This window comes from Micropruina sp., assembly GCF_027492755.1.
Taxonomy (GTDB): Bacteria; Actinomycetota; Actinomycetes; order Propionibacteriales; family Propionibacteriaceae; genus Micropruina.
The window spans coordinates 16689-36577 of the sequence record NZ_JAPUED010000233.1; the positions used below are offsets into that span (position 1 = coordinate 16689).

Below are 19889 nucleotides of genomic sequence, written 5' to 3' on the forward strand. Positions count from 1 at the left end.
GCTCAGCGGACCCGTTCGCGCACCTGATCGAGGACGGCGTGCTGCTGCTCGGCCGTCCCGGTGGCCAGCAGTGCCACGATCTCGTCGCTGACCAGTTCGACCCAGGACTGCGCGGGCCGGTAGCGCCAGGCGCGACCGTTCAGTTCGCGCAGCAGCTGGCCCTTCTTGGCCAACCGGTCCATCACGGTCATCACGGTCGTGTAGGCCAGCTCACGGTCACCGGCCAGCGCCGCTTGAACGTCGCGCACCGGCAGCGCCGTGGGACTCTCCCACAGCACCTCCATCACGGCCTGTTCCAGTTCGCCTAACACCGGCATGGATGCATCCTATGCCCCAATCGGCCATCTACGACGCGTTGTAGTACATCTCGTCCATAGTTCGTACCGGCGAGCCCCGCCGCTCGCTTGCGCGCAGAGTCGACCAGTTGTGGGACGAGTCACCCATCCGAGGGACCGAGCAGGGTGTTGACGAGGTACATTGCCCGCATGGATCCGGTCACGATCGCTCGGTGGCAGTTCGGCATCACTACCGTCTATCACTGGTTTTTCGTCCCCATCACGCTGGCGCTGTCGTTCATCGTCGCCATCTTCCAGACGTTGTGGGTGCGCTCGGGCAACGACAAGTACCTGAGGCTGACGAAGTTCTACGGCAAGCTCTTCTTGATCAACTTCGCCATGGGCGTGGTGACCGGCATCGTCCAGGAATTCCAGTTCGGCATGAACTGGAGCGAGTACTCGCGGTTCGTCGGCGACATCTTCGGCGCGCCGCTGGCACTCGAGGCGCTGCTGGCCTTCTTCATGGAGTCGGTCTTCCTCGGCCTGTGGATCTTCGGCTGGGACCGACTGCCGCAGAAGATCCACGCCGCCTGCATCTGGATGGTCGCCATCGGCACCAACCTGAGCGCGATCTTCATCCTGGCCGCCAACTCGTTCATGCAGAATCCGCAGGGCGGCGTCTACAACCCGGTCACCGACCGCGCCGAGATGGCCGACTTCGGTGCCGTGCTGACCAACCCGGTGCTGTTGTGGGCACTGCCGCACACCCTGATGGCGTCCTGGCTGACCGCGTCCGCGCTGGTCGCCGCGGTCTCCGGCTGGCACCTGTCGAAGCTGAACCGCACGGCCGCGGCGGCCGAGGAAGCGGACGGCGCGGACGCCGAGCCCGCGAAGCCGAAGGACAACACCGAGGCGGCGCACCGCTTCGCGGCCACCTTCGCGGCGATCGCGATGCTTGTCTCGGGCGTCGGCCTGACGCTGACCGGCGACGAATCCGGCAAGATCATGACCCAGGTGCAGCCGATGAAGATGGCCGCCGCCGAGGCGCTCTACGAGAGTGCCGGCGGCGACGGCAGCGGCGCACCGTTCTCGATTCTGACCATCGGCACCCTGGACGGCTCACGCCCGCTGTTCGCGATCGAGGTGCCGAACCTGCTGTCCTTCCTGGCCACCGGAACCTGGGACGGCCGGGTGCAGGGCATCAACGAGTTGAAGGAGGCCCACGCCCAGGGCCAGCTGGTCGACCCGACCAACGAACTGCAGCGGGCCTACGCCGATCACATGCGGGCCTGGGGCGTGGAGACCGCGACGCCGATCATCCCGGTCACCTACTGGAGCTTCCGGCTGATGATCGGTCTCGGCATGGCGGCGGTGGGCGTGGCGGTGCTGCTGTTGTGGTTCCTGCGCAAGGGCAAGCTGCCGCCGAACCACATCATCTGGACGTTGCTGATGATCGCGATGACGCTGGGTCCGCTGTTCGCCAACTCGTTCGGCTGGATCTTCACCGAGATGGGCCGGCAACCGTGGCTGGTGTCCGGGGTCTTACCCACCATGGCCGGCATCTCGCCGGGGGTGACGGCGACCGAGATGCTGATCAGCGTGATCGGCTACACCCTGGTCTACGGCGCCCTGGCAGTGGTCGAGGTCGGGCTGATGCTGAAGTACATCAAGCTCGGACTGCCCGAGGTGGAACCGGTGCAACAGATAACCGACGATGACGACGTCCTGTCCTTCGCCTACTGAGAAAGGGGTGTGTGCGTGATGATTATGGAACCCTCCACCCTGCAGCTGGTCTGGTTCGGGCTGGTCGCCGTGCTTTGGATCGGCTTCCTGGTGCTCGAAGGCTTCGACTTCGGTGTCGGCATGCTGATCCCCTACCTGGGCCGCAACGACAAGGAGCGGCGCGTCCTGGTGAACACGATCGGCCCGCTCTGGGACGGCAACGAGGTGTGGCTGATCACCGCCGGCGGTGCGATGTTCGCCGCCTTCCCCGGCTGGTACGCGACGCTGTTCTCGGCGATGTACCTGCCGTTCTTCCTGATCCTGCTCGCGCTGATCGTGCGCGGCCTGGCCTTCGAGTACCGGGCCAAGCGCCCCGAGCAGTCCTGGAAGTACCGCTGGGACCGGGGTGCCTCGATCGGCTCGTTCGTGGTGCCGTTCGTGCTCGGCGTCGGGTTCTCGAATTTCGTCATCGGGATGCCGGTGGCGGTCGCCGAGGGGCGTGCCAGCGTGCACGTCTTCACCGGCGGGTTCTGGTCGCTGTTCAGTCCGTTCGCGCTGCTCGGCGGCGTGGTCTTCGTGGCACTGTTCCTGTTCCACGGCGCGATCTTCATCGCGCTGAAGACCCGCGGCGAGGTCCATGAGCGGGCCAAGCTGTTCGCCGAACGGCTCGGCCTGGGCACCATCGGTGGCGGCGCAATCTGGCTGCTGTGGTCGAACTTCGCCTACGGCACCGGGGCGTCCGGGTGGATCCTCGCGCTGGTCGCCGCCGCCGGGCTGGTGATGGCCTGGTACATGGTGCGCGCGGATCGGGACGGCTGGGCGTTCGTCGGCACCGCCGTGGCGACCGTGGTGATCGGGATCAGCATCTTCCTGCGGATGTACCCCGACCTCGGCTTCGACAACTCCGCGGCCGCCGCGACCCCGCTGAACATCGTGACGGCGTCCGCCAGCCCCACAACGCTGACGATCATGACCTGGACGGCGGCATTCTTCATCCCGATCGTGCTCGCCTACCAGGGCTGGACCTACTGGGTGTTCCGCCGTCGGCTGTCCACCAAGAACATCCCGGACGACGCACACGCCCCCGAACCGGTGGCCTGACCCGGCGGCGTCCGCCGGCCGGGTTTGGGTTTGCATACTCCGTATGCCCCTCCCTAACTATCTCTGCCCTCCCGCATGTGGGAGGGCAGAGATAGTTAGGGAGGGCCTTGGCGTGCGGGGTCCGCGGAACACCGGCTACCGGGGATGCGCAAGGATGGCCGGGTGAGCACGACGTCCGGCAGCACCGATGCCCGCCGCCGCGGCCCGCTCGATCCACGATTGTTGCGGCGCGGACGCGACACGCTGCGATACCTGGTCGCCGGGGTCGCGGTCGGGTCGGCGACCGCGGTGCTCACCATCGTCCAGGCCTGGGCATTGTCGTCGGCGCTGGGGGACATCTTCGAGACCCACGCGCTCGGCGTCCTGACCTGGGCGGTGCCGATGCTGGTGGGGGTGTTCGCCGGGAAGGCGATCCTGGCCTGGCTCAACCAGTGGCTCGCCCAACGCGCGTCGGCCGCGGTCAAATCCCGGTTGCGCCGCGACGTCCTCGCCGCCCGGCTGGTCGATCCGGTGCGGCCCGAGCCGTCCACCGCGTCGCTGGTGACGCTGCTCACCCAGGGCCTGGACGCCCTCGACGGCTACTACTCCAAGTACCTGCCGCAGTTGCTGCTGGCGGTCACCGTGCCGCTGATCATCGGCGTCGCGATCCTCACCTCCGACCTCACCTCGGCGATCATCGTGGCGGTCACCCTGCCGCTGATCCCGCTCTTCATGGCGCTGGTCGGCTGGACCACCGAGGCCCGGACGCGGAAGCGCTGGCGGGTGCAGACCCGGCTCGCCGGGCACTTCGCGGATCTGGTCGCCGGACTGCCCACCCTGCAGGTGTTCGGACGCGCCCGCGCCCAGGCCGAAGGGCTGCGCCGCTCGGAGGCCGCCCACCGCCGGGAGACCATGGGGACGCTGCGGATCTCGTTCCTGTCCGCCCTGGTGCTGGAACTGCTGGCCAGCCTCTCGGTGGCGATCGTCGCCGTCGCGATCGGCTTTCGAGTGGTGTTCCACGAGGTGGATCTGACCGCCGCCTTCTTCGTGCTGATCCTGGCCCCCGAGGTCTACCTGCCGGTGCGCCAGGTCGGTGTCCACTACCACGACGCCGCGGACGGGATGGCTGCCGCCGAATCGGCGTTCGCCCTGATCGAGGGCGCCGAGCAGCCCTCGGACGCCTCCGCGGACGGTGCTTTCGACAAGCTCGAGCAACGTCCCTCCGCCACACCCTCGGCAGTCGAGCCTGTCGTGCCCACGCTGGCCACCGCCTCGTCGGTCGAACTTGTCGAGACCGCTGTGATCGACCGGCCCCAGCCACCCACCCCGCTGTTCCAGATCACCGGCCTGACCGTCCACTACCCGGGCGCTGCCGCACCCGTCCTGAACGACGTCGACCTGACCGCACGCACCGGCGAACTCACCGTGATCACCGGCACCTCGGGCACCGGCAAGACCACCCTGCTGTACGCGCTGATGGGTTTCGTCAGCCCCGCCTCAGGACGCTTCCTGCTCGACGGCCGCCCCGCCGACGCACCCACCCGCCGGGCCCGGATCGCCTGGGTCGGGCAGAACCCGGGCATGGTCAACGGGACGATCGCCGACAACATCCGGTTGGGCGCTCCGGACGCCACGGACGACGCCGTCCGAGACTCGCTGCGGCTCGCCGGCGGCGACAGCCTCGACCCGGCTCGTGGTGTCGGCGACGACGGCGAGGGCCTGTCGGCGGGCGAACGCCGCCGGGTGGCGGTGGCCCGCGCACTGCTGCGGGTCAGCCGCCGTCAGGCCGACGTCCTGGTGCTGGACGAACCGACCGCAGGCCTGGACGCGGCCACCGAGACGGCCCTGCTGGACGCGGTGACCGGCCTCGGCACCACCACCATCGCCGTCTCACATCGGCCCGCCGTGATCGCCCGCGCCGACCACGTCCTGCACCTCGGCTGACTCGCGATCCGCACTCGGCCCAACCGCTCGACTCCCGGGCACTGGGCGCCGCCGAGGGAAGCTCGACTCTCGTTGGTCGAGCTTGTCGAGACCTGGGTTCGGGCGCTGCGAAGGGTTTCGACAAGCTCAACCGGCGGTGGTCACGGTAGTCAGCGTTCCAGTACGAGCTGAGCAGAACTCAGGTGCGGGCCCACCAGTCGATCATCGTCTTGGCGGTGTCGCCGTCCGAGACCGCCTCGATGAAGAACCGCTGCTTGCTGAAGGTCCAGGCGACGCGGCCGGTGCCGTCCTTCGCAGCCGCGGAGCCGAGCTTGCCTTCGATCTTCTTCGGGGTGTCGGTGTACCACCAGTTGGTGTGGGCCGGGGGCTTCTTCCAGTTCGATCCGATCTCGCCTTTGGGGATGCCCGCGCGGCGGAAGAAGTCGTCCATCAGTTCGGTCAGGTCCTTGGAGTCGACCGCCGAACGCAGGGCGACGGTGGCCTCGCCGTGGAGCTTGCCGCGGGCGTTGGCCGTGCAGAGGAACGCCTGCCGCGAAATGTCGCTGCTGTCCGGCCGGCAGGTGTCGATCTGGACATAACTGCGCAGGTACACCGCCCACTCGCATTGCAGCTTGGTGAGTTCCGCGCTGCACTGTGCGGCCGCGCTCGACGAGGGCTGCAGGCTCGGGCCTGTCGAGGACGGCGGCTCGGTGGACGGCGCACTGGAGGGTCCGAGGATCGGCGGCGTCGGGTCGACCGAGGACCGGGTAGGGGCGGGGGCGCTGGGCGACGGCGTCGCGGTGCCGGTCGGACGCAGGAAGAAGAACCAGCCGACCAGTCCGATCACCACCACCACGGCGACGATGCCGAGGATCATCGGCACCGGGTTCCGGCCGCGACCACCACCCGGGGGCGGAGCACCGAAGCCGCCGCTGGGTGGCGCGCCGAAGTTGCCGCCGGGCGGGCCGTACTGTCCCGGCGGACCGTAGCCCGGGCCGCCGGTCCCGGCGCCGGGCGCACCCGTCCCGTAGGCACCCGCCGCTCCGTACTGGCCGGACGGGCCGTACCCCCCAGGACCGTTCTGTCCGGAACCCGGCCCGTACGGCGGCTGGCCGTACGGATTCTGGCCGTAGGGCTGCTCCTGGGCGGGCAACGGCTGGGTGGGCGCCGGTTGGCCCGGCCACGGCTGGCCCTGTGGAGACTGAGCCGACCACGATTCGCCGGGCCATTGCTCTCCGGGCTGCTGGGCCGGCATCGGCTGGGTCGGCGGGTACTGCGGCGGGGTGGGCAGGTGGTGGGTCGGGTCGCTCTGCCAGTCGCCGGTCCCACCGGGAGGCGGTGGCCACTCGCCACCTGGCTGCTGCGGCGATCCACCGGTGGGCGGGTTCGGCGGCTGGCTCATCACGTGCTCCCTCGGGAATCGTTGCGGCACAGGCTACTCGCGGGTGGGCCCGCAACCGGTCAGCACAGAGCTGACCGGGCGCCGGAGATCCGCCGACGGCAAACCCCGGAGTACGCCGGGCCGGGTGACCTATCCTGCTGGCATGGCAGCGGCGCGGGCGGCGGACGGCTCCGGCTGGCGTTGGCTGATCCAACTCGTCCCAGGAGCGACCGCCCGAACGGCCCTGGCCACGCTGCTGGCCTTCGGCGCCGCCGCCTCGTCGGTGGCCCTGATGGCGGTCTCGGCCTGGTTGTTGTCGCGTGCCGCGGAGCACCCGCCGGTGCTCTATCTGCAGGTGGCCGCCATCGGCGTCCGGGTGTTCGGCATCTCGCGCGGCCTGTTCCGCTATCTGGAGCGTCTGGTCGGCCACGATGTGGCGCTGCGGTTGCAGAGCGCGCTGCGGCTCAGCACCTACAGTCACCTGGCCCGCACCACCCTGCTCGGCACCCGTCGCGGCGACCTGCTCACCCGGGTGATCGCCGATGTCGAAGCCGTGCAGGATCTGGTGGTCCGGTTCGTGGTGCCGGTGGTGTCGGCGTCGCTGGTGATCGTCGCCACCTCGGCGGTCTTCGCCGCCTTCTCGCCCGCCACGGCATTGGTGCTGCTCGGTTCCGCGCTGCTGGGCGGCGTCATCGTGCCGGGCCTGGCCCAGCGGGTTTCCCGTCGCTGGGACGCCGCGGCCGCACCGGCCCGCGGAAAGCTGGCCGCCGGCGTCCATGAACTGGCCCGGACGGCGCCCGACCTGGTCGCCTACGGTGCCGCCGACGAACAGTTGCGCCGGGTGCTGGCCGCCGACGACGAGTTGCGCCGGCTGGACGAACGCGGCGCCTGGGTGCGCGGGGTGGCGTCCGGCTGCCAGGTGCTGGCCGCGGCGACCGCGGTGATCGCCGCGCTGCTGATCGGCGGGCCGCTGGTCGCCGACGGTACGCTGCCGCCGGTGATGCTGGCGGTGCTGGTGCTCACCCCGCTGGCGCTGCACGAGGTGCTCTCCACCTTGACCCAGGCCGCGCAGAGCGCCACCCGCGCGCTGGCCTCACTGGCCCGCGTCCGGCAGTTGCTGGACGCCGTCCCCGTCGGCGTCGGCGACCGCGACCTGCCCAGCACCGATGTCGCCCCCGGTCCGCTGGTGCTGGACGACCTGGCGATCGGCTGGCCGGGCGGCCCCGTGCTGCACGAGGGCCTCACCCTGCGGGTCGAGCCGGGCGAGAGCGTGGCGGTGGTGGGGCCGTCCGGCGCCGGGAAGACCACCTTGGCGGCCACCATCCTGGGCCTGATCCCGCCGAGGTCCGGGCGGGTCGAGGTGACCGGACGGGTCGGCTACCTGGCCCAGGACGCCCACATCTTCGCCACCTCGATCTCCGAGAACGTCCGGATCGGCAACCGGGACGCCGACGCCGCAGGCGTCCGGCGCGCGCTGGACCGGGCCGGGCTGCCGCTGGACGCCGCCCGCGTCGTCGGCGAGGAGGGGGCGACGCTGTCCGGCGGCGAGGCGCGCCGGCTGGCACTGTCCCGGCTGTTCGCCGGCGAGTATCAGGCGGTGGTGCTGGACGAGCCGTCCGAACATCTGGACGCGGTGACCGCCGAGGCCCTGCTGGACGACATCTTCGCCTCGATGGCCGGGGTGCCGCTGCTGGTCATCACCCACGATCCGGACGTCGTCGCACGCTGCCACCGCACCGTCGAACTCGCGGTTGGCGCCGTCCCCTATCGTTGACGACGTGACCCACGGCCTGCCTCCGCTCAGCAATGGGCCGGACGTCGGCCACTTCTTACCGCCCAGATTCGGCTCGCCGGGCCTGCCCGCCCAATTCGGCATTCCGGCGCCGCTCTCGCCGCCGCGTCAACCACCGAGTCCGGGCCGGTTCCTGGTGGTGGTCCTGGTCGTGATCGGCCTGGTGGCCGCGGTGCTGCAAACCCTGCCGGTGTTCGACACGGCGCTGAGCGAACCGGCCGGTTCCCGTACCGGCACCGCGGCGGGAACGGCACCCAGTTTCCGGCCGGGCGACCCGCTGACCGACAGCAAGATCTACCCGATGCAGGTCAAGGGCAGTTGCCCAGCGGCCCGTTCGGTGACCACCCGCGAGGCCTACGAGGCCCAGGTGAGCAGCCTGATCGACTGCCTGGCGGGGATCTTCAAGCCGTTGGTGAACCAAGCCGGTGGAAACTTCGAAGCGGCCAAGCACAAGTTCTATGGCCGATCCACCAGTTCGCCGTGCGGCTCCGAGCAGGACGCCTACGCCTTCTACTGCACCCGCGACGCCACCCTCTACTTCTCCGACCAGGTGTTCGAAGACTCCCAGTACGGCCGGTTGATGATCGCCGACGTCGTCATCCACGAGTACGGCCACCACGTGCAGGCGATGATGGGCATGTTCGAGGCCGCCGACGGGCTCAGCGAGGAGAAGGCGATCACCACCCGGCGCGAGGAGCTGCAGGTCTTCTGCTGGACCTACTACGTGTTCGCGAACGTGGAGAGCTACGAGCTGAGCGCCGCCGACCACAGCTACTTCCGTGACGTGTGGAGCCACACCGACGATCCGGTCGGCCACGGCTCGGTGAAGGCGCAACAGTACTGGGGCGCCCGCGGCCTGAACGGCGCCGATCTGGGTGCCTGCAACACCTGGAAGGAGCCTGCGTCCAGGGTGCGCTGACCCGCCCCGTATGCGGCACGGTGCTGCTTTACGTGCGGCGTTGACCCGCCCTGTATGCCGCGCAGCCCTGCTCTGTGTGCGGCGCTGACCAGCTCCGTGCGCGGCGCGGACCAGCTCTGTGTGCGGCGCGGACCAGCTCTGTGTGCGGCGTTGACCAGCTCTGTGTGCGGCGCGGACGCCGGAGTGGCGGCGTACGTCCACTAGCCTGTCGGCATGGCTGACCTGGAGAGCGCGCCCGTCCAACGCGGCGAGGCCGGCACCGATCCGGTCGAGCCGTTGCCCAGCCCCGACGACCCGGCCACTTTCGAGTTTCCCCGTGTCACGGACGTCGCACCGCAGCCGTCGCGTCCGCTCACCATCGCACAGTTCACCGACAACTACGGGCCGGCTCCCAGTGGGCTGCTGTACGCGGTGCAGTTCCTGGAGCGCGAGGTGCTCAAGGCGGGCCATCGGGTGCTGCTGGTGGCTCCCGAGGCGAAGGGCCCGAATCCGCTGGCCGACAATCCGCATCGTCGCGAGATCCGAATGCCGTCGGTGCCGATTCCGGGGGCCGGAATCCGGCTGTCGCTCGGCCGCGACCTGGAGTTCCGGCTGGCCCAACTGGTCGCCGATCCGCCCGACATCATCCACGTGCACGGCCTGGGCGGGGTGGGGCTGCTGGGCATGTGGGTGGCGCAGCGCGCGGAGCGTCCGCTGGTGGTCACCTGGCACACCGACCTGGAGGCCTACGCCGAGCACTACTGGCACCTGGGACCGTTCCTGAACGCCGCCTACCGGTTGTTCGCGATGCGGGCCGAGTCGAAGCCCTGGGCGAAGCTGCGCAAGTTGCGGTTCAAGCGGCCGCGCCGGGGTGGTGCGCAGCTGGAGTTGTTGCAGGCGGCGTCCGACATGTTGACCACCGCCGATCTGGTGACCACGCCGTCGGACAAGACCGGCAAGCGGGTGCTCGAATTGGCGCCGGGCGCCAAGGTGAAGGTGGTGCCGAACGGTGCCGATCCGCTGCCGGAACGCAAGCCGCTGCCGCACGGGAAGGGCCCACGGCTGCTCTACGTCGGCCGGATCTCACCCGAGAAGAACCTCGACCTGCTGCTCGACGCCTTCGAACTGGTCCGCGATTTCGAGCCGAACGCCGAGCTGATGATCGTCGGCGACTTCCAGGACACCGCCCAGGCGCTGCGCCGGCGGCTGCAGCGGGCGGCCCGGTACGGCGGTGTCCGGCTGGTCGGCCGGGTGCCGCACGACGATCTGGCCACCTACTACGGCAGTGCCGACATGTTCGTCTTCCCGTCCCAGACCGACACCCAGGCCTTGGTGCTGCACGAAGCGGCGCTGTGCGGGCTGCCGCTGGTGATCGTCGATCCCGAGCTCAACCTGGTCGTCGACCCGGGGGTGAATGCCCTGGTGGCACGGCCGAACATGGTGTCGCTGAGCCAGGCGATCATGTCGATGCTGCGGCTGCTGAAGGACGAGGAGTTCGCCACCAAGGCGGCGGCTCGCAGCCGTGAGCTCGCCGGCCAGTGGCCGATCGAACGCCAGGCCAAGGAGATGCTGGGCATCTACACCGACCTGATGGCCGGACGCCCGGTGGCGCTCAGCGACTACCTGAAGCCCGATCTGGGACGCCCCCGGCTCAGCGGCCGGCTGCACTGACGACGCCTGCGGGTCAGCGCACTCCGAAGCGGCGTAGCCGCAGGCTGTTCAGCACCACGAACACCGACGACAGTGCCATCGCGGCGCCGGCGATCATCGGGTTGAGGAAGCCGAGCGCGGCCAGCGGGATCGCGGCGACGTTGTAGGCGAAGGCCCAGAACAGGTTCCCCTTGATGGTGGCCAGGGTGGCCCGGGAGAGCCGGATCGCGGTGGCGGCCAGCCGCAGGTCGCCACGCATCAGGGTCAGGTCGGACGCCGCGATCGCCGCGTCGGTGCCGGTGCCCATCGCGATGCCCAGGTCGGCCTGGGCCAGTGCGGCGGAGTCGTTGACGCCGTCGCCGACCATCGCCACCTGGGTGCCGTCGGCCTGCAGCCGTTTGATCTCGGCCAGCTTGTCCGCCGGCAGCACCTCGGCGATCACCTTCTCGATGCCGACCTCGGCGGCCACCGCCTCGGCGACCGCGCGGGCGTCGCCGGTGAGCAGCACCGGAGTGAGGCCCAGCGCCAACAGGTCGGCGATGGCGTCGGCCGAGGTGTCCTTGACGGCGTCCGCGACGGCGATCATGCCGCGCAGTTCGCCGTCCACGGCGACCAGGACGGCGGTGTGGCCTTTGGCCTGGGATCCGACGAACGCGTTCACCGCATCCGGGGCCGAACCCTCGGCTCCGACGTCCACCCCGACCAGGGCGGGCGTCCCGACCAGCACCTGATGGCCGTCCACGGTGGCGCGGATGCCGCGTCCGGGCAGGTTCTCGAAATCGGTCACGGCCGCGTCGGAGGCCACATGCTCAGCGATCGCCTGGGCGATCGGGTGCTCCGAGGCCGATTCGGCCGCCCCGGCCAGCCGCAGCCAGCCGGCGTCCGGCCCCTCGCCGACGACCTCGACCACGGCCATGGTGCCGGTGGTGACGGTGCCCGTCTTGTCCAGCACGACGGTGCTGACCGACTTGGTGCGTTCCAGGATCTCGGGGCCCTTGATCACGATGCCCAGCTGCGCGCCGCGTCCGGTGCCGACCAGCAGGGCGGTCGGGGTGGCCAGGCCGAGAGCACAGGGGCAGGCGATGATCAGCACCGCGACGGCGGCCGAGGCGGCGAAGGCGAAACCGGCGCCGGCCAGCAGCCAGCCGAGCAGGGTCATCACCGCCAAGCCGATGACCACGGGCACGAACACCGAGCTGACCCGGTCGGCGAGCCGTTGCACGTTGGCCTTGCCGGTCTGGGCCTGCTCGACCAGCCGGGCGATGTGCGCCAGTTGGGTGTCCGCCCCGACCCGGGTGGCCTGCACGATGAGCCGTCCGTTGGCGTTGACGGTGGCCCCGATGACGGCGTCGCCGGGTCCGACGTCGACCGGCACTGATTCGCCGGTGACCATCGAGGCGTCCACCGCCGAACTGCCTTCGATGACCTCACCGTCGGTGGCGATCTTCTCCCCCGGCCTCACCACGAAGGTGTCGCCGGGCTTCAGGAAATCGACCGGGACGCGGGTCTCGACGCCGCCGCGCAGCAGGGTTGCCTCGGTGGCACCCAACTGCAGCAGCGCCCGGACGGCTTCGCCGGCGCGCTGCTTGGAGCGGGCCTCGAACCAGCGGCCGAGCAGCAGGAAGGTGATGATGCCGACAACGGCCTCGAAGTAGACGCTGCCCTCGCCGGTGCCGCGCATCAGCATGAACTCGAAGCCGTGGGTGTAGCCGATCATGCCGGCGTGACCGAAGAACAGCGCGTACAGCGACCAGCCCATCGCGGCGGTGGTGCCGAGGCTGATCAGGGTGTCCATGGTGGTGGCGAAGTGCCGGGCGTTGACCACCGCCGAGCGATGGAACGGATAGCCGGCCCAGCCGTAGACCGGAATCGTCAGCGCCAGAGAGACCCACTGCCAACCCGGGAACTGCCAGGCCGGCACCATCGCCAGCACGATCACCGGGAGCGCCAGCACCGCGCTGACGATCACCCGGCTCTGCAGTTCCTTGGCGTGGTCGACCTCGGGTTTGGCAGGGTCGGGCAGCGCCGCGTGGTAGCCGGTCTGCTCGACGACGGCGATCAGATCAGCCACCGGGATCGGAGTATCGGTGAGCACCCGGGCCTTCTCGGTCGCATAGTTCACCGAGGCAGTCACCCCGTCCACCTTGTTGAGCTTCTTCTCGATCCGAGCCGCACACGAGGCACAAGTCATGCCATCGATGTCGAGTTCGATCGATTGATGCTGCGCGGTGGTGGTCATGTCCTTCTTCGTTTCGTGAGTTCTATCGATTTTCAACAGGGCGGCCCACTCGCTGCCCGGGCCTGCATACACAGACCCGGGTTGAAAGCGAGATTCCGAGCACCCGACGGGTCGACCCTCGCCCCCGGCGGGTGGATCGACGGCCCGCAAGCATGAGCGGCGGGTCGACCCATGGCCCGCAAGCATGAGCGGCGGGTTGGCCAACGGCCCGCAAGCGTTTAAGCGGCGGAACCGGACGCCCTCGGCAGGTAGGTGGGCGTCCGGAAGATCGGCGGGGCTTGCCCCGGCGATCTGAAGGTGGGCGGCGAGGGCGTCCGGTCCCGCCGCGGCACCCCCCTGAAACCCGACGACCGGGGCCCCAGCCAGAGCCCCAAGCCCAAAGCCCAAAGCCCAAAGCCCAAAGCCCAAACCGAGGATCAGGAGACGGTGTAGTCGCCCGCCTCTGCCACTGCTTCGACGATCCGGTCGAAGTCGACCGGCGCCTCGGAGGTCACGGTCAGCTTGCCGCCCTCGAGGACGACGACGGCGTCGGTGACGCCGTGGATCTGCTTGACCTCTTCGGTGACGGCGGCGACGCAGTGCCCGCAGGTCATGCCTTCGACGGTGTAGGTGCTCTCCATGATGTTTCTCCTTCGTTCGGTCAGGATCGGACGAGGCGCGCGATCGCGTCCCGGGCCTCGGCGAGTTTGATCTCGGCCTCGTCGCCACCTTCGCGAGCGGCGCGGACCACGCAGTGCCTCAGGTGGTCGTCGAGCAGGCCCAGGGCGAGCGATTCCAACGCCCGGGTGGTGGCCGAGATCTGGGTGAGGATGTCGATGCAGTAGCGCTCGTCGGCGACCATGCGCGACAGGCCGCCGACCTGGCCCTCGATGCGGCGCAGCCGCTTGAGGTAGGCGTCCTTGGTGGTCAGGTAGCCGTGACCGGTGGACGACGCCTGGTCGGGATTGTCCGGATAACCCGGATCTACCGAGGTTTGTTGCGACATAGCGCCCTCCTGGTCGTGCGACATTGAGCATCAACCCTTGTCACTATACCCCCTATGGGTATGTACGCAAGGGTCTATAGTGTGCATAACCTGCGAAGGCGGGGCGGCATACACCAGGCCCCCAGGCGACTGTCAAACCGCACCCAACCCGCGAGACTCCTAAGAACTCACACCCCCGATCGAGTAACACACCTAGTGAAAGCCAGAATGAGCGCAATGGAAATTTCTCATCCACGGTCGCTCGGCGCGTCGTACACAGGCGACACGCCTTGGCTCCACAGGATCCACAGGCGATGAACAAAGCTGTGGATAACTACGGTTGGACGATCCCGCGAGGCCGTGGCTATGGTCGGGCGATACGCCGCGCAGATCGTCCTGCACGGCACCCGCGAGAGATCGCACATTCGAACTGACGAACGACGGGCACAGAATTGTCCGAGCGTCCGACTACCGTGCCAACGTAAGTGATGAACGCAGATGTGAGGAGGGGTTATGTCACTCGCCTCGCTTCCCCCGTACGAAGAGCCGCCCGGCGAGTTCAGTGGCGGCCCCGACCGGACTCCGCCGCAGGACGTGCAGGCCGAGCAGTCGGCGCTGGGCGCGATGCTGTTGAGCAAGGACGCCATCGGCGACGTCGCCGAGATCGTCCGTGGTCACGACTTCTATCTGCCCAAGCATGAGCAGATCTTCGACGCGATCATCGACCTGTTCGGCCGCGGCGAGCCGGCCGACGCGATCACCGTCGCCGACGAGCTGGCAAAGCGCGGCGAGCTGGGCAAAATCGGCGGACACATCTACCTGCACGACCTGCTGTCGATGGTGTCGATCGCGTCGAACGCCAGCTTCTACGCCGAGATCGTCAAAGAGAAGGCGGTGTTGCGGCGGCTGGTCGAGGCCTCGATCAAGATCAGCCAGATGGGTTACACCGGCGGCGGCGAGGTGTCCGACATCGTCGACCGCGCCCAGCAGGCGATCTACGAGGTGGCCGAGGGCAAGACCTCCGACGACTACGAGCCGCTGAGCGTGCTGATGGAGCGCACCCTCGACGAGATCGAGTCGCTCAGCCAGCACGGCGTGTTGTCCGGGGTGCCGACCGGCTTCATCGAGCTCGACGAGCTCACCAACGGCCTGCACGCCGGCCAGATGATCATCGTCGCCGCCCGGCCGGGTATGGGTAAGTCGACACTGGGACTGGATTTCGCGCGTGCGGCGTCCATCAAGAACAAGCTGACCAGCGTCTTCTTCTCCCTAGAAATGGGCAAGTCCGAGATCGTGCAGCGGCTGATCTCGGCCGAGGCCGGGGTGCCGCTGAACCACATCCGCAAGGGCCAGATGGGTGACGACGACTGGCAGCGGATCGCCCGCAAGACCGGCGAGGTGTCCAGCGCGCCGCTGTTCATCGACGACTCGCCGAACCTGACCATGATGGAGATCCGGGCCAAGGCGCGCCGGCTCAAGCAGCGGCACGACCTGAAGCTGGTGATCGTCGACTACATGCAGCTGATGACCTCGGGCAAGAAGGTCGAATCCCGCCAGCTCGAGGTGTCCGAGTTCAGCCGCCAGATGAAGCTGCTCGCCAAGGAGCTGAGCGTGCCGGTGGTGGCGCTCTCCCAGCTGAACCGCGGCCCCGAGCAGCGCACCGACAAAAAGCCGATGCTGTCCGACCTGCGTGAATCCGGCTCGCTGGAGCAGGACGCCGACATGGTCATCCTGCTGCACCGCGCCGACGCCTACGACAAGGACTCCGACCGGGTCGGCGAGGCCGACTTCATCGTCGCCAAGCACCGTAACGGTCCGACCGCGACGATCCCGACGGTCTTCCAGGGGCATTACAGCCGGTTCGTCGACATGCAGCACTGAGGTGGGTGCGTCGAGATGCAGCGAAGAGGTCACAAAACAGGCTCGTATGTTACATAGGAGGATCCTGAGACCTTCGAGGTCAGGCAAGGCTCGCAGAGGCACAATTGGGGGCTCTCGCCGAACTTGGGGGCGGCAACCCAATGAGTGACCAGTACTCGCAGGAACTGCCGCATAGGAGATGGCGAGACGATCCGATAACGACCGTTTCCGAGGACCGACTTGAACGAGCGCCCGTCGCGCAGCGCGCGGCCCGGCTCATCGCAGAAAACCACACGCCGCATTCGAGTGTCGTCTATGGACTGGAGGGCCCCTGGGGCAGCGGGAAGACCTCCGTCATCGCCCTCCTCACCACCTACCTCACCGAGGATCGAAGCAGTGGCGATGAGTGGCGCGTTGTGTCGTTTACCCCCTGGGCAACGACCGGCACTGAAGGACTGCTCTCCGAGTTCTTCGCTGCCCTCAGTACAATTGCGCCAGAGAAGTCAGGCGACAAGGTCCGCAACTTGATCGCCTCGTACGCAGACATCGCGCGGCCCTTCGTGTCACTGATCCCATTGGCAGGCTCGGCCGTGGTGGAGGCGTCCCGGACGCTCGAACACCGCCTCGCGAAGCCCTGGAACGTCGCGTTTGAAGACCTCGCCACCGAGTTGAGGAAGCTACACACACCGGTGCTAGTCGTGGTCGACGGCATCGACCGGTTGCAGCCCACTGAGTTGCTCGACCTACTCAAGGTCGTGAGACTCCTCGGTCGCTTCCCTGGGGTGGACTTCCTGTTGGCCTACGACGAACAGACGCTGGTCGGGACTCTCCAAAGCCCTGGTCATGGCAGCGCATCGAAGGCACGAGCACGCTCCTTTATGGAGAAGATCGTGCAGTATCCGCTCAGCGTTCCGCCTCTGCTCACAAGCAAGATCGTGCGGGCACTGTCCACGGGACTCACGGATATCGTGACACCGGAGCGGATCGAAAAGAACTTCGACCGCCACCGCTTCAGCGACATCATCCTCTCGATCATGCCTGCTCAGTTGACCACATCCAGAGCAATCGAGCGGTTTCTGGCGCAAGTTCGCGAACAGTTCCGTACTCATGACCTTGACGAGATGAACGATGTCGATCTCATCCTCGAAACCTTCCTAAGAATCCAATTTCCCGATGTGTTCGCCCTGCTGCAAACCTGGAAGGCCGACCTCACAAAGGGTCACGGGCCCCACAACAGCCTTGATCGATACAGGGACAAGCAGCCCGACTGGACTGGCCTCATGAGTGTCCTCGAACGAAACGCGGATCGCGACGCCGCGCTGGCCGTTCTGGGGGCGATCTTTCCAGCCGTTCGCGACACGAGTCCCACGCGCGTACAACCAGGACGATTCGCACACCCCGACTACTTCGACCGCTATCTGGCCCAAGCAATTCCAGAGGGCGATATCCCAGACGCAACCATCGACGTGGGATTGCAGTTGGCCGCGGGCGGCGAGGATGGCCCGCTTCGCATCCTCCTGACTGACGAAGATACCGAGCGTCTGGCACTCGCGCTCGGCAAAATCCGAGACCGCTTCCCCGACGTCGGCGAAGAGCAAAGCCATACGGGCCGCCGAGGAGCCGTCACTCTCGCCCTGTTGCAGGCAGCAATGACGTTGGTCCATGAGGCGGACGATGATCGCCTGACCGCCCTAGTTTCAACAGGCGACCAGCTGAGATGGTGGTCGGCGACCCTTCTACGACAACTCCTCAACACCGACCCAACATGTGCCGTCGACGAGGCACTCCTCAAGTGCGCCGATATCCAGCGACGGGCACATGTCGTCAAGACCGCTACCCGTAACCTCGAGGGATTGAGGCAGGAAACACGGGATGCCCTCAACAGTGCGCTGGAGCGCGAAGTGGGCCGGATCCTGCCGGTGCTTCTTGAAGACCTACGAGGCCGCGACGAGTCGGACGCGCAGAGCGGCATCGGCTATCTCTACGCGCTGGTAGCTGAGTCATCGAGGATGGAGGAACTGCACAACCAGGTCGCTGGTGGCTTGGCCGCCAATCAGTTCACACTCGAGGACGTGGCCGCTCGCCTCGTCGGGCTGGCATACGTCATTGGCGGGTCAGGCCGCCCAACAAGTGCGTCCTTCGATGGGGAACTCTTTGCCAAGGTGACTGGTGTCGAGGCCCGGTCAGGTAGCGACAGGGACACGGGCGAATGGTCGGACAGCAGTTGGACCCGCCGGGGTCAATTCGCAGCCCAGTTCATCACTCCCCCGTTGAACGGTCCGACCGATGAGGCAGACTCGGCCGGTAACAATGAGGGAAGTCAATCCGACAACGACGTGTAGGTTCTCGCCGGACTCCGCTCTTCTTCCCGAGCTAGCCACCTTCGTGATTCGCGTAGTGAGGCTGCCAGCGCACCGCGACCAACGCTAACTCGATCTTGCATCGCCCACCGAACGATCCGAGGCAGATCGAGGCAACCAACGAGTTCAGCTTGCGCGATGACCTGTTCGCACTCACGGACGTACCGCCATCGGCGCACGTCGTCGCAGAAGACCTGAGGCTGGCCGCCGCGTTCGGGCCAACGGCTGGTTGATCGGATGTGTGCCGCGGACGCGGTTGGGTATCCGGTCGTGGATAGTCAGCAAGCACAGCTACGACGTCATCGATATGTCTTGTCAGGGGATGAGCGCGGATGGCGGTTCACGCCCCAGGTCGCCCTACGCGCGTAGTGGAAGTAGGATTCACTCGGGTTGGGTGGCCGCCATCAACACCACCCGTGGCGGCCAGCGCCACTGAAAGGGATTGATGTCACCGCAGGGTTTCCAAGACAAGGTCGCCTTCGTGTGGAAGGTGGCTGACAAGCTCCGCGGCACCTTCAAGCAGCACGAGTACGGCTCCGTCATGCTGCCGCTACTCGTCCTTCGCCGCATGGATGCCGTGCTCGCGCCGACGAAGCAGGCCGTCCTCGACGCCGCCAAGGGCATGGGCACAATCGGAGAAGGTCAGGCAGCACTGCTGAAGAAGAAGGCCGGGCACCGGTTCTACAACACCTCTCCCCTCACCTTCCCTACCCTGCTCAGCGACGACAAGGACCTCGCTGACAACCTACGCGCCTACATCCGCAAGCTGTCCCCTGAGGCGTACGCCGTCATGGAGGCCTACGACTTCGACCCCAAGCTCGAGCGCCTCGACCGCGCCGGGATCCTCTACGCGGTGCTCGCCGACTTCGCCGACCTCGACCTGCGCCCCTCCATGGTGAGCAACGAGGCCATGGGGTACATCTTCGAAGAGCTGCTCAGGAAGTTCTCCGAGATGAGCAACGAGACCGCCGGTGAGCACTACACACCGCGCGAGGTCATCCGCCTCATGGTCAACCTGCTGGTGTCCGGAGAAGCGGCCAAGGAGCTCACCGAAAACCCCAAGCCCGTCCGCACAGTCTATGACCCGGCGGCCGGCACCGGCGGCATGCTCATGACCGCACTGCAGCACATCAAGGAGCTCAACCCAGCCGCCATCGTCAACGTCTACGGCCAGGAGCTCAACGACGAGACGTGGGCGATCGCCCAGTCCGACCTGATGATGCAAGACACCGCACCCGAGCGCATGCGCAACGGCAACAGCCTCACCAGCGACGCCTTCCCGACCCAGAAGTTCGACTACATCCTCGCGAACCCGCCGTACGGGGTGGACTGGAAGGCGTACGCCGGGCCGATCAAAACCGAGCACGAGAAGCAGGGCTTCCACGGACGCTTCGGCGCCGGCCTTCCGCGCATCTCGGACGGGTCGTTTCTCTTCCTGCAGCACATGCTGTCGCACATGAAGCCGGCTGGCTCCCGCGTCGGCATCGTCCTCTCCGGATCACCCCTCTTCTCGGGGCAGGCCGGATCCGGTGAGTCGCAGATTCGCCGCTGGATCCTTGAGAACGACTGGCTCGAAGGCATCGTCGCCCTGCCGGACCAGATGTTCTACAACACCGGCATCTCGACCTATGTGTGGATCCTCACCAACAGCAAGTCGGACGAGGACCGCGGCACCGTCAAGCTCATCGATGCCCGCGAGCTCGGCACCAAGATGCGCAAGTCGTTGGGCGACAAGCGCAAGGAAC

General features: G+C 67.6%; 14 protein-coding genes. 9 read left to right on the forward strand and 5 right to left on the reverse strand.

Annotated elements, in window-relative coordinates; all coding sequences use genetic code 11:
- Nucleotides 1-2 precede the first annotated feature (2 nt).
- A complete protein-coding gene (locus Q0066_RS15990; protein ID WP_298134798.1) occupies nucleotides 3-317 on the reverse strand; it encodes a BlaI/MecI/CopY family transcriptional regulator in 315 nt (104 codons plus the stop codon).
- 168 nt (nucleotides 318-485) lie between these two features.
- Here Q0066_RS15990 and Q0066_RS15995 point away from each other — a divergent pair, with 168 nt between their 5' ends.
- From Q0066_RS15995 to cydD, 3 genes are all read left to right on the forward strand, one after another.
- On the forward strand, nucleotides 486-2018 hold the full coding sequence (locus tag Q0066_RS15995) for a cytochrome ubiquinol oxidase subunit I (RefSeq protein ID WP_298134799.1): 1533 nt from the start codon (nucleotides 486-488) through the stop codon (nucleotides 2016-2018).
- A gap of 18 nt (nucleotides 2019-2036) precedes the next feature.
- The gene (gene cydB, locus Q0066_RS16000; protein ID WP_298134818.1) at nucleotides 2037-3098 is read left to right on the forward strand and encodes a cytochrome d ubiquinol oxidase subunit II; all 1062 of its coding nucleotides are present in this window, start codon (nucleotides 2037-2039) and stop codon (nucleotides 3096-3098) included.
- A 243-nt stretch (nucleotides 3099-3341) separates the two neighbouring features.
- On the forward strand, nucleotides 3342-5021 hold the full coding sequence (gene cydD, locus Q0066_RS16005) for a thiol reductant ABC exporter subunit CydD (RefSeq protein WP_298134820.1): 1680 nt from the start codon (nucleotides 3342-3344) through the stop codon (nucleotides 5019-5021).
- Nucleotides 5022-5199: 178 nt separating this feature from the next.
- On the opposite strand, the gene Q0066_RS16010 is transcribed toward cydD, so the two are convergent.
- Entirely contained in the window at nucleotides 5200-6402 is a 1203-nt protein-coding gene (locus Q0066_RS16010; RefSeq protein ID WP_298134801.1) for a hypothetical protein, read from the reverse strand.
- A 142-nt stretch (nucleotides 6403-6544) separates the two neighbouring features.
- On the opposite strand from Q0066_RS16010, the gene cydC reads away from it, so the two are divergent.
- From cydC to Q0066_RS16025, 3 genes are all read left to right on the forward strand, one after another.
- On the forward strand, nucleotides 6545-8155 hold the full coding sequence (gene cydC, locus Q0066_RS16015) for a thiol reductant ABC exporter subunit CydC (RefSeq protein WP_298134802.1): 1611 nt from the start codon (nucleotides 6545-6547) through the stop codon (nucleotides 8153-8155).
- A gap of 4 nt (nucleotides 8156-8159) precedes the next feature.
- A complete protein-coding gene (locus Q0066_RS16020; protein ID WP_298134804.1) occupies nucleotides 8160-9092 on the forward strand; it encodes a neutral zinc metallopeptidase in 933 nt (310 codons plus the stop codon).
- Between the two features lie 213 nt (nucleotides 9093-9305).
- Nucleotides 9306-10742, forward strand: coding sequence for a glycosyltransferase (locus Q0066_RS16025; RefSeq protein ID WP_298134806.1), 1437 nt, complete (start codon nucleotides 9306-9308; stop codon nucleotides 10740-10742).
- 13 nt (nucleotides 10743-10755) lie between these two features.
- On the opposite strand, the gene Q0066_RS16030 is transcribed toward Q0066_RS16025, so the two are convergent.
- The 3 genes from Q0066_RS16030 to Q0066_RS16040 all read right to left on the reverse strand — a co-directional run bounded on the left by Q0066_RS16030 (nucleotide 10756) and on the right by Q0066_RS16040 (nucleotide 13945).
- A complete protein-coding gene (locus Q0066_RS16030; protein ID WP_298134808.1) occupies nucleotides 10756-12960 on the reverse strand; it encodes a heavy metal translocating P-type ATPase in 2205 nt (734 codons plus the stop codon).
- 416 nt (nucleotides 12961-13376) lie between these two features.
- Nucleotides 13377-13580, reverse strand: a complete 204-nt coding sequence (locus tag Q0066_RS16035) for a cation transporter (RefSeq protein ID WP_298134810.1) — start codon at nucleotides 13578-13580, stop codon at nucleotides 13377-13379.
- Nucleotides 13581-13600: 20 nt separating this feature from the next.
- Nucleotides 13601-13945, reverse strand: coding sequence for a metal-sensitive transcriptional regulator (locus Q0066_RS16040; RefSeq protein ID WP_298134811.1), 345 nt, complete (start codon nucleotides 13943-13945; stop codon nucleotides 13601-13603).
- Nucleotides 13946-14437: 492 nt separating this feature from the next.
- Here Q0066_RS16040 and dnaB point away from each other — a divergent pair, with 492 nt between their 5' ends.
- The 3 genes from dnaB to Q0066_RS16055 form a co-directional block, all read left to right on the forward strand.
- Entirely contained in the window at nucleotides 14438-15805 is a 1368-nt protein-coding gene (gene dnaB, locus Q0066_RS16045) for a replicative DNA helicase (protein ID WP_298134813.1), read from the forward strand.
- Between the two features lie 140 nt (nucleotides 15806-15945).
- The gene (locus Q0066_RS16050) at nucleotides 15946-18126 is read left to right on the forward strand and encodes a KAP family NTPase (RefSeq protein ID WP_298134814.1); all 2181 of its coding nucleotides are present in this window, start codon (nucleotides 15946-15948) and stop codon (nucleotides 18124-18126) included.
- A gap of 499 nt (nucleotides 18127-18625) precedes the next feature.
- Nucleotides 18626-19889, forward strand: a 1264-nt coding sequence (locus Q0066_RS16055) for a class I SAM-dependent DNA methyltransferase (protein ID WP_298134817.1), incomplete at its 3' end; no start/stop codon positions are given.

Bases quoted from the DNA above. Each gene is read 5' to 3' on its own strand.
- cydB (WP_298134818.1), top strand. From the start codon at position 2,037: ATGATTATGGAACCCTCCACCCTGCAGCTGGTCTGGTTCGGGCTGGTC.
- cydC (WP_298134802.1), top strand. From the start codon at position 6,545: ATGGCAGCGGCGCGGGCGGCGGACGGCTCCGGCTGGCGTTGGCTGATC.
- Q0066_RS16040 (WP_298134811.1), bottom strand. From the start codon at position 13,945: ATGTCGCAACAAACCTCGGTAGATCCGGGTTATCCGGACAATCCCGAC.
- dnaB (WP_298134813.1), top strand. From the start codon at position 14,438: ATGTCACTCGCCTCGCTTCCCCCGTACGAAGAGCCGCCCGGCGAGTTC.
- Q0066_RS16025 (WP_298134806.1), top strand. From the start codon at position 9,306: ATGGCTGACCTGGAGAGCGCGCCCGTCCAACGCGGCGAGGCCGGCACC.
- Q0066_RS15990 (WP_298134798.1), bottom strand. From the start codon at position 317: ATGCCGGTGTTAGGCGAACTGGAACAGGCCGTGATGGAGGTGCTGTGG.
- Q0066_RS16050 (WP_298134814.1), top strand. From the start codon at position 15,946: ATGAGTGACCAGTACTCGCAGGAACTGCCGCATAGGAGATGGCGAGAC.
- Q0066_RS16030 (WP_298134808.1), bottom strand. From the start codon at position 12,960: ATGACCACCACCGCGCAGCATCAATCGATCGAACTCGACATCGATGGC.
- Q0066_RS15995 (WP_298134799.1), top strand. From the start codon at position 486: ATGGATCCGGTCACGATCGCTCGGTGGCAGTTCGGCATCACTACCGTC.
- Q0066_RS16010 (WP_298134801.1), bottom strand. From the start codon at position 6,402: ATGAGCCAGCCGCCGAACCCGCCCACCGGTGGATCGCCGCAGCAGCCA.
- Q0066_RS16035 (WP_298134810.1), bottom strand. From the start codon at position 13,580: ATGGAGAGCACCTACACCGTCGAAGGCATGACCTGCGGGCACTGCGTC.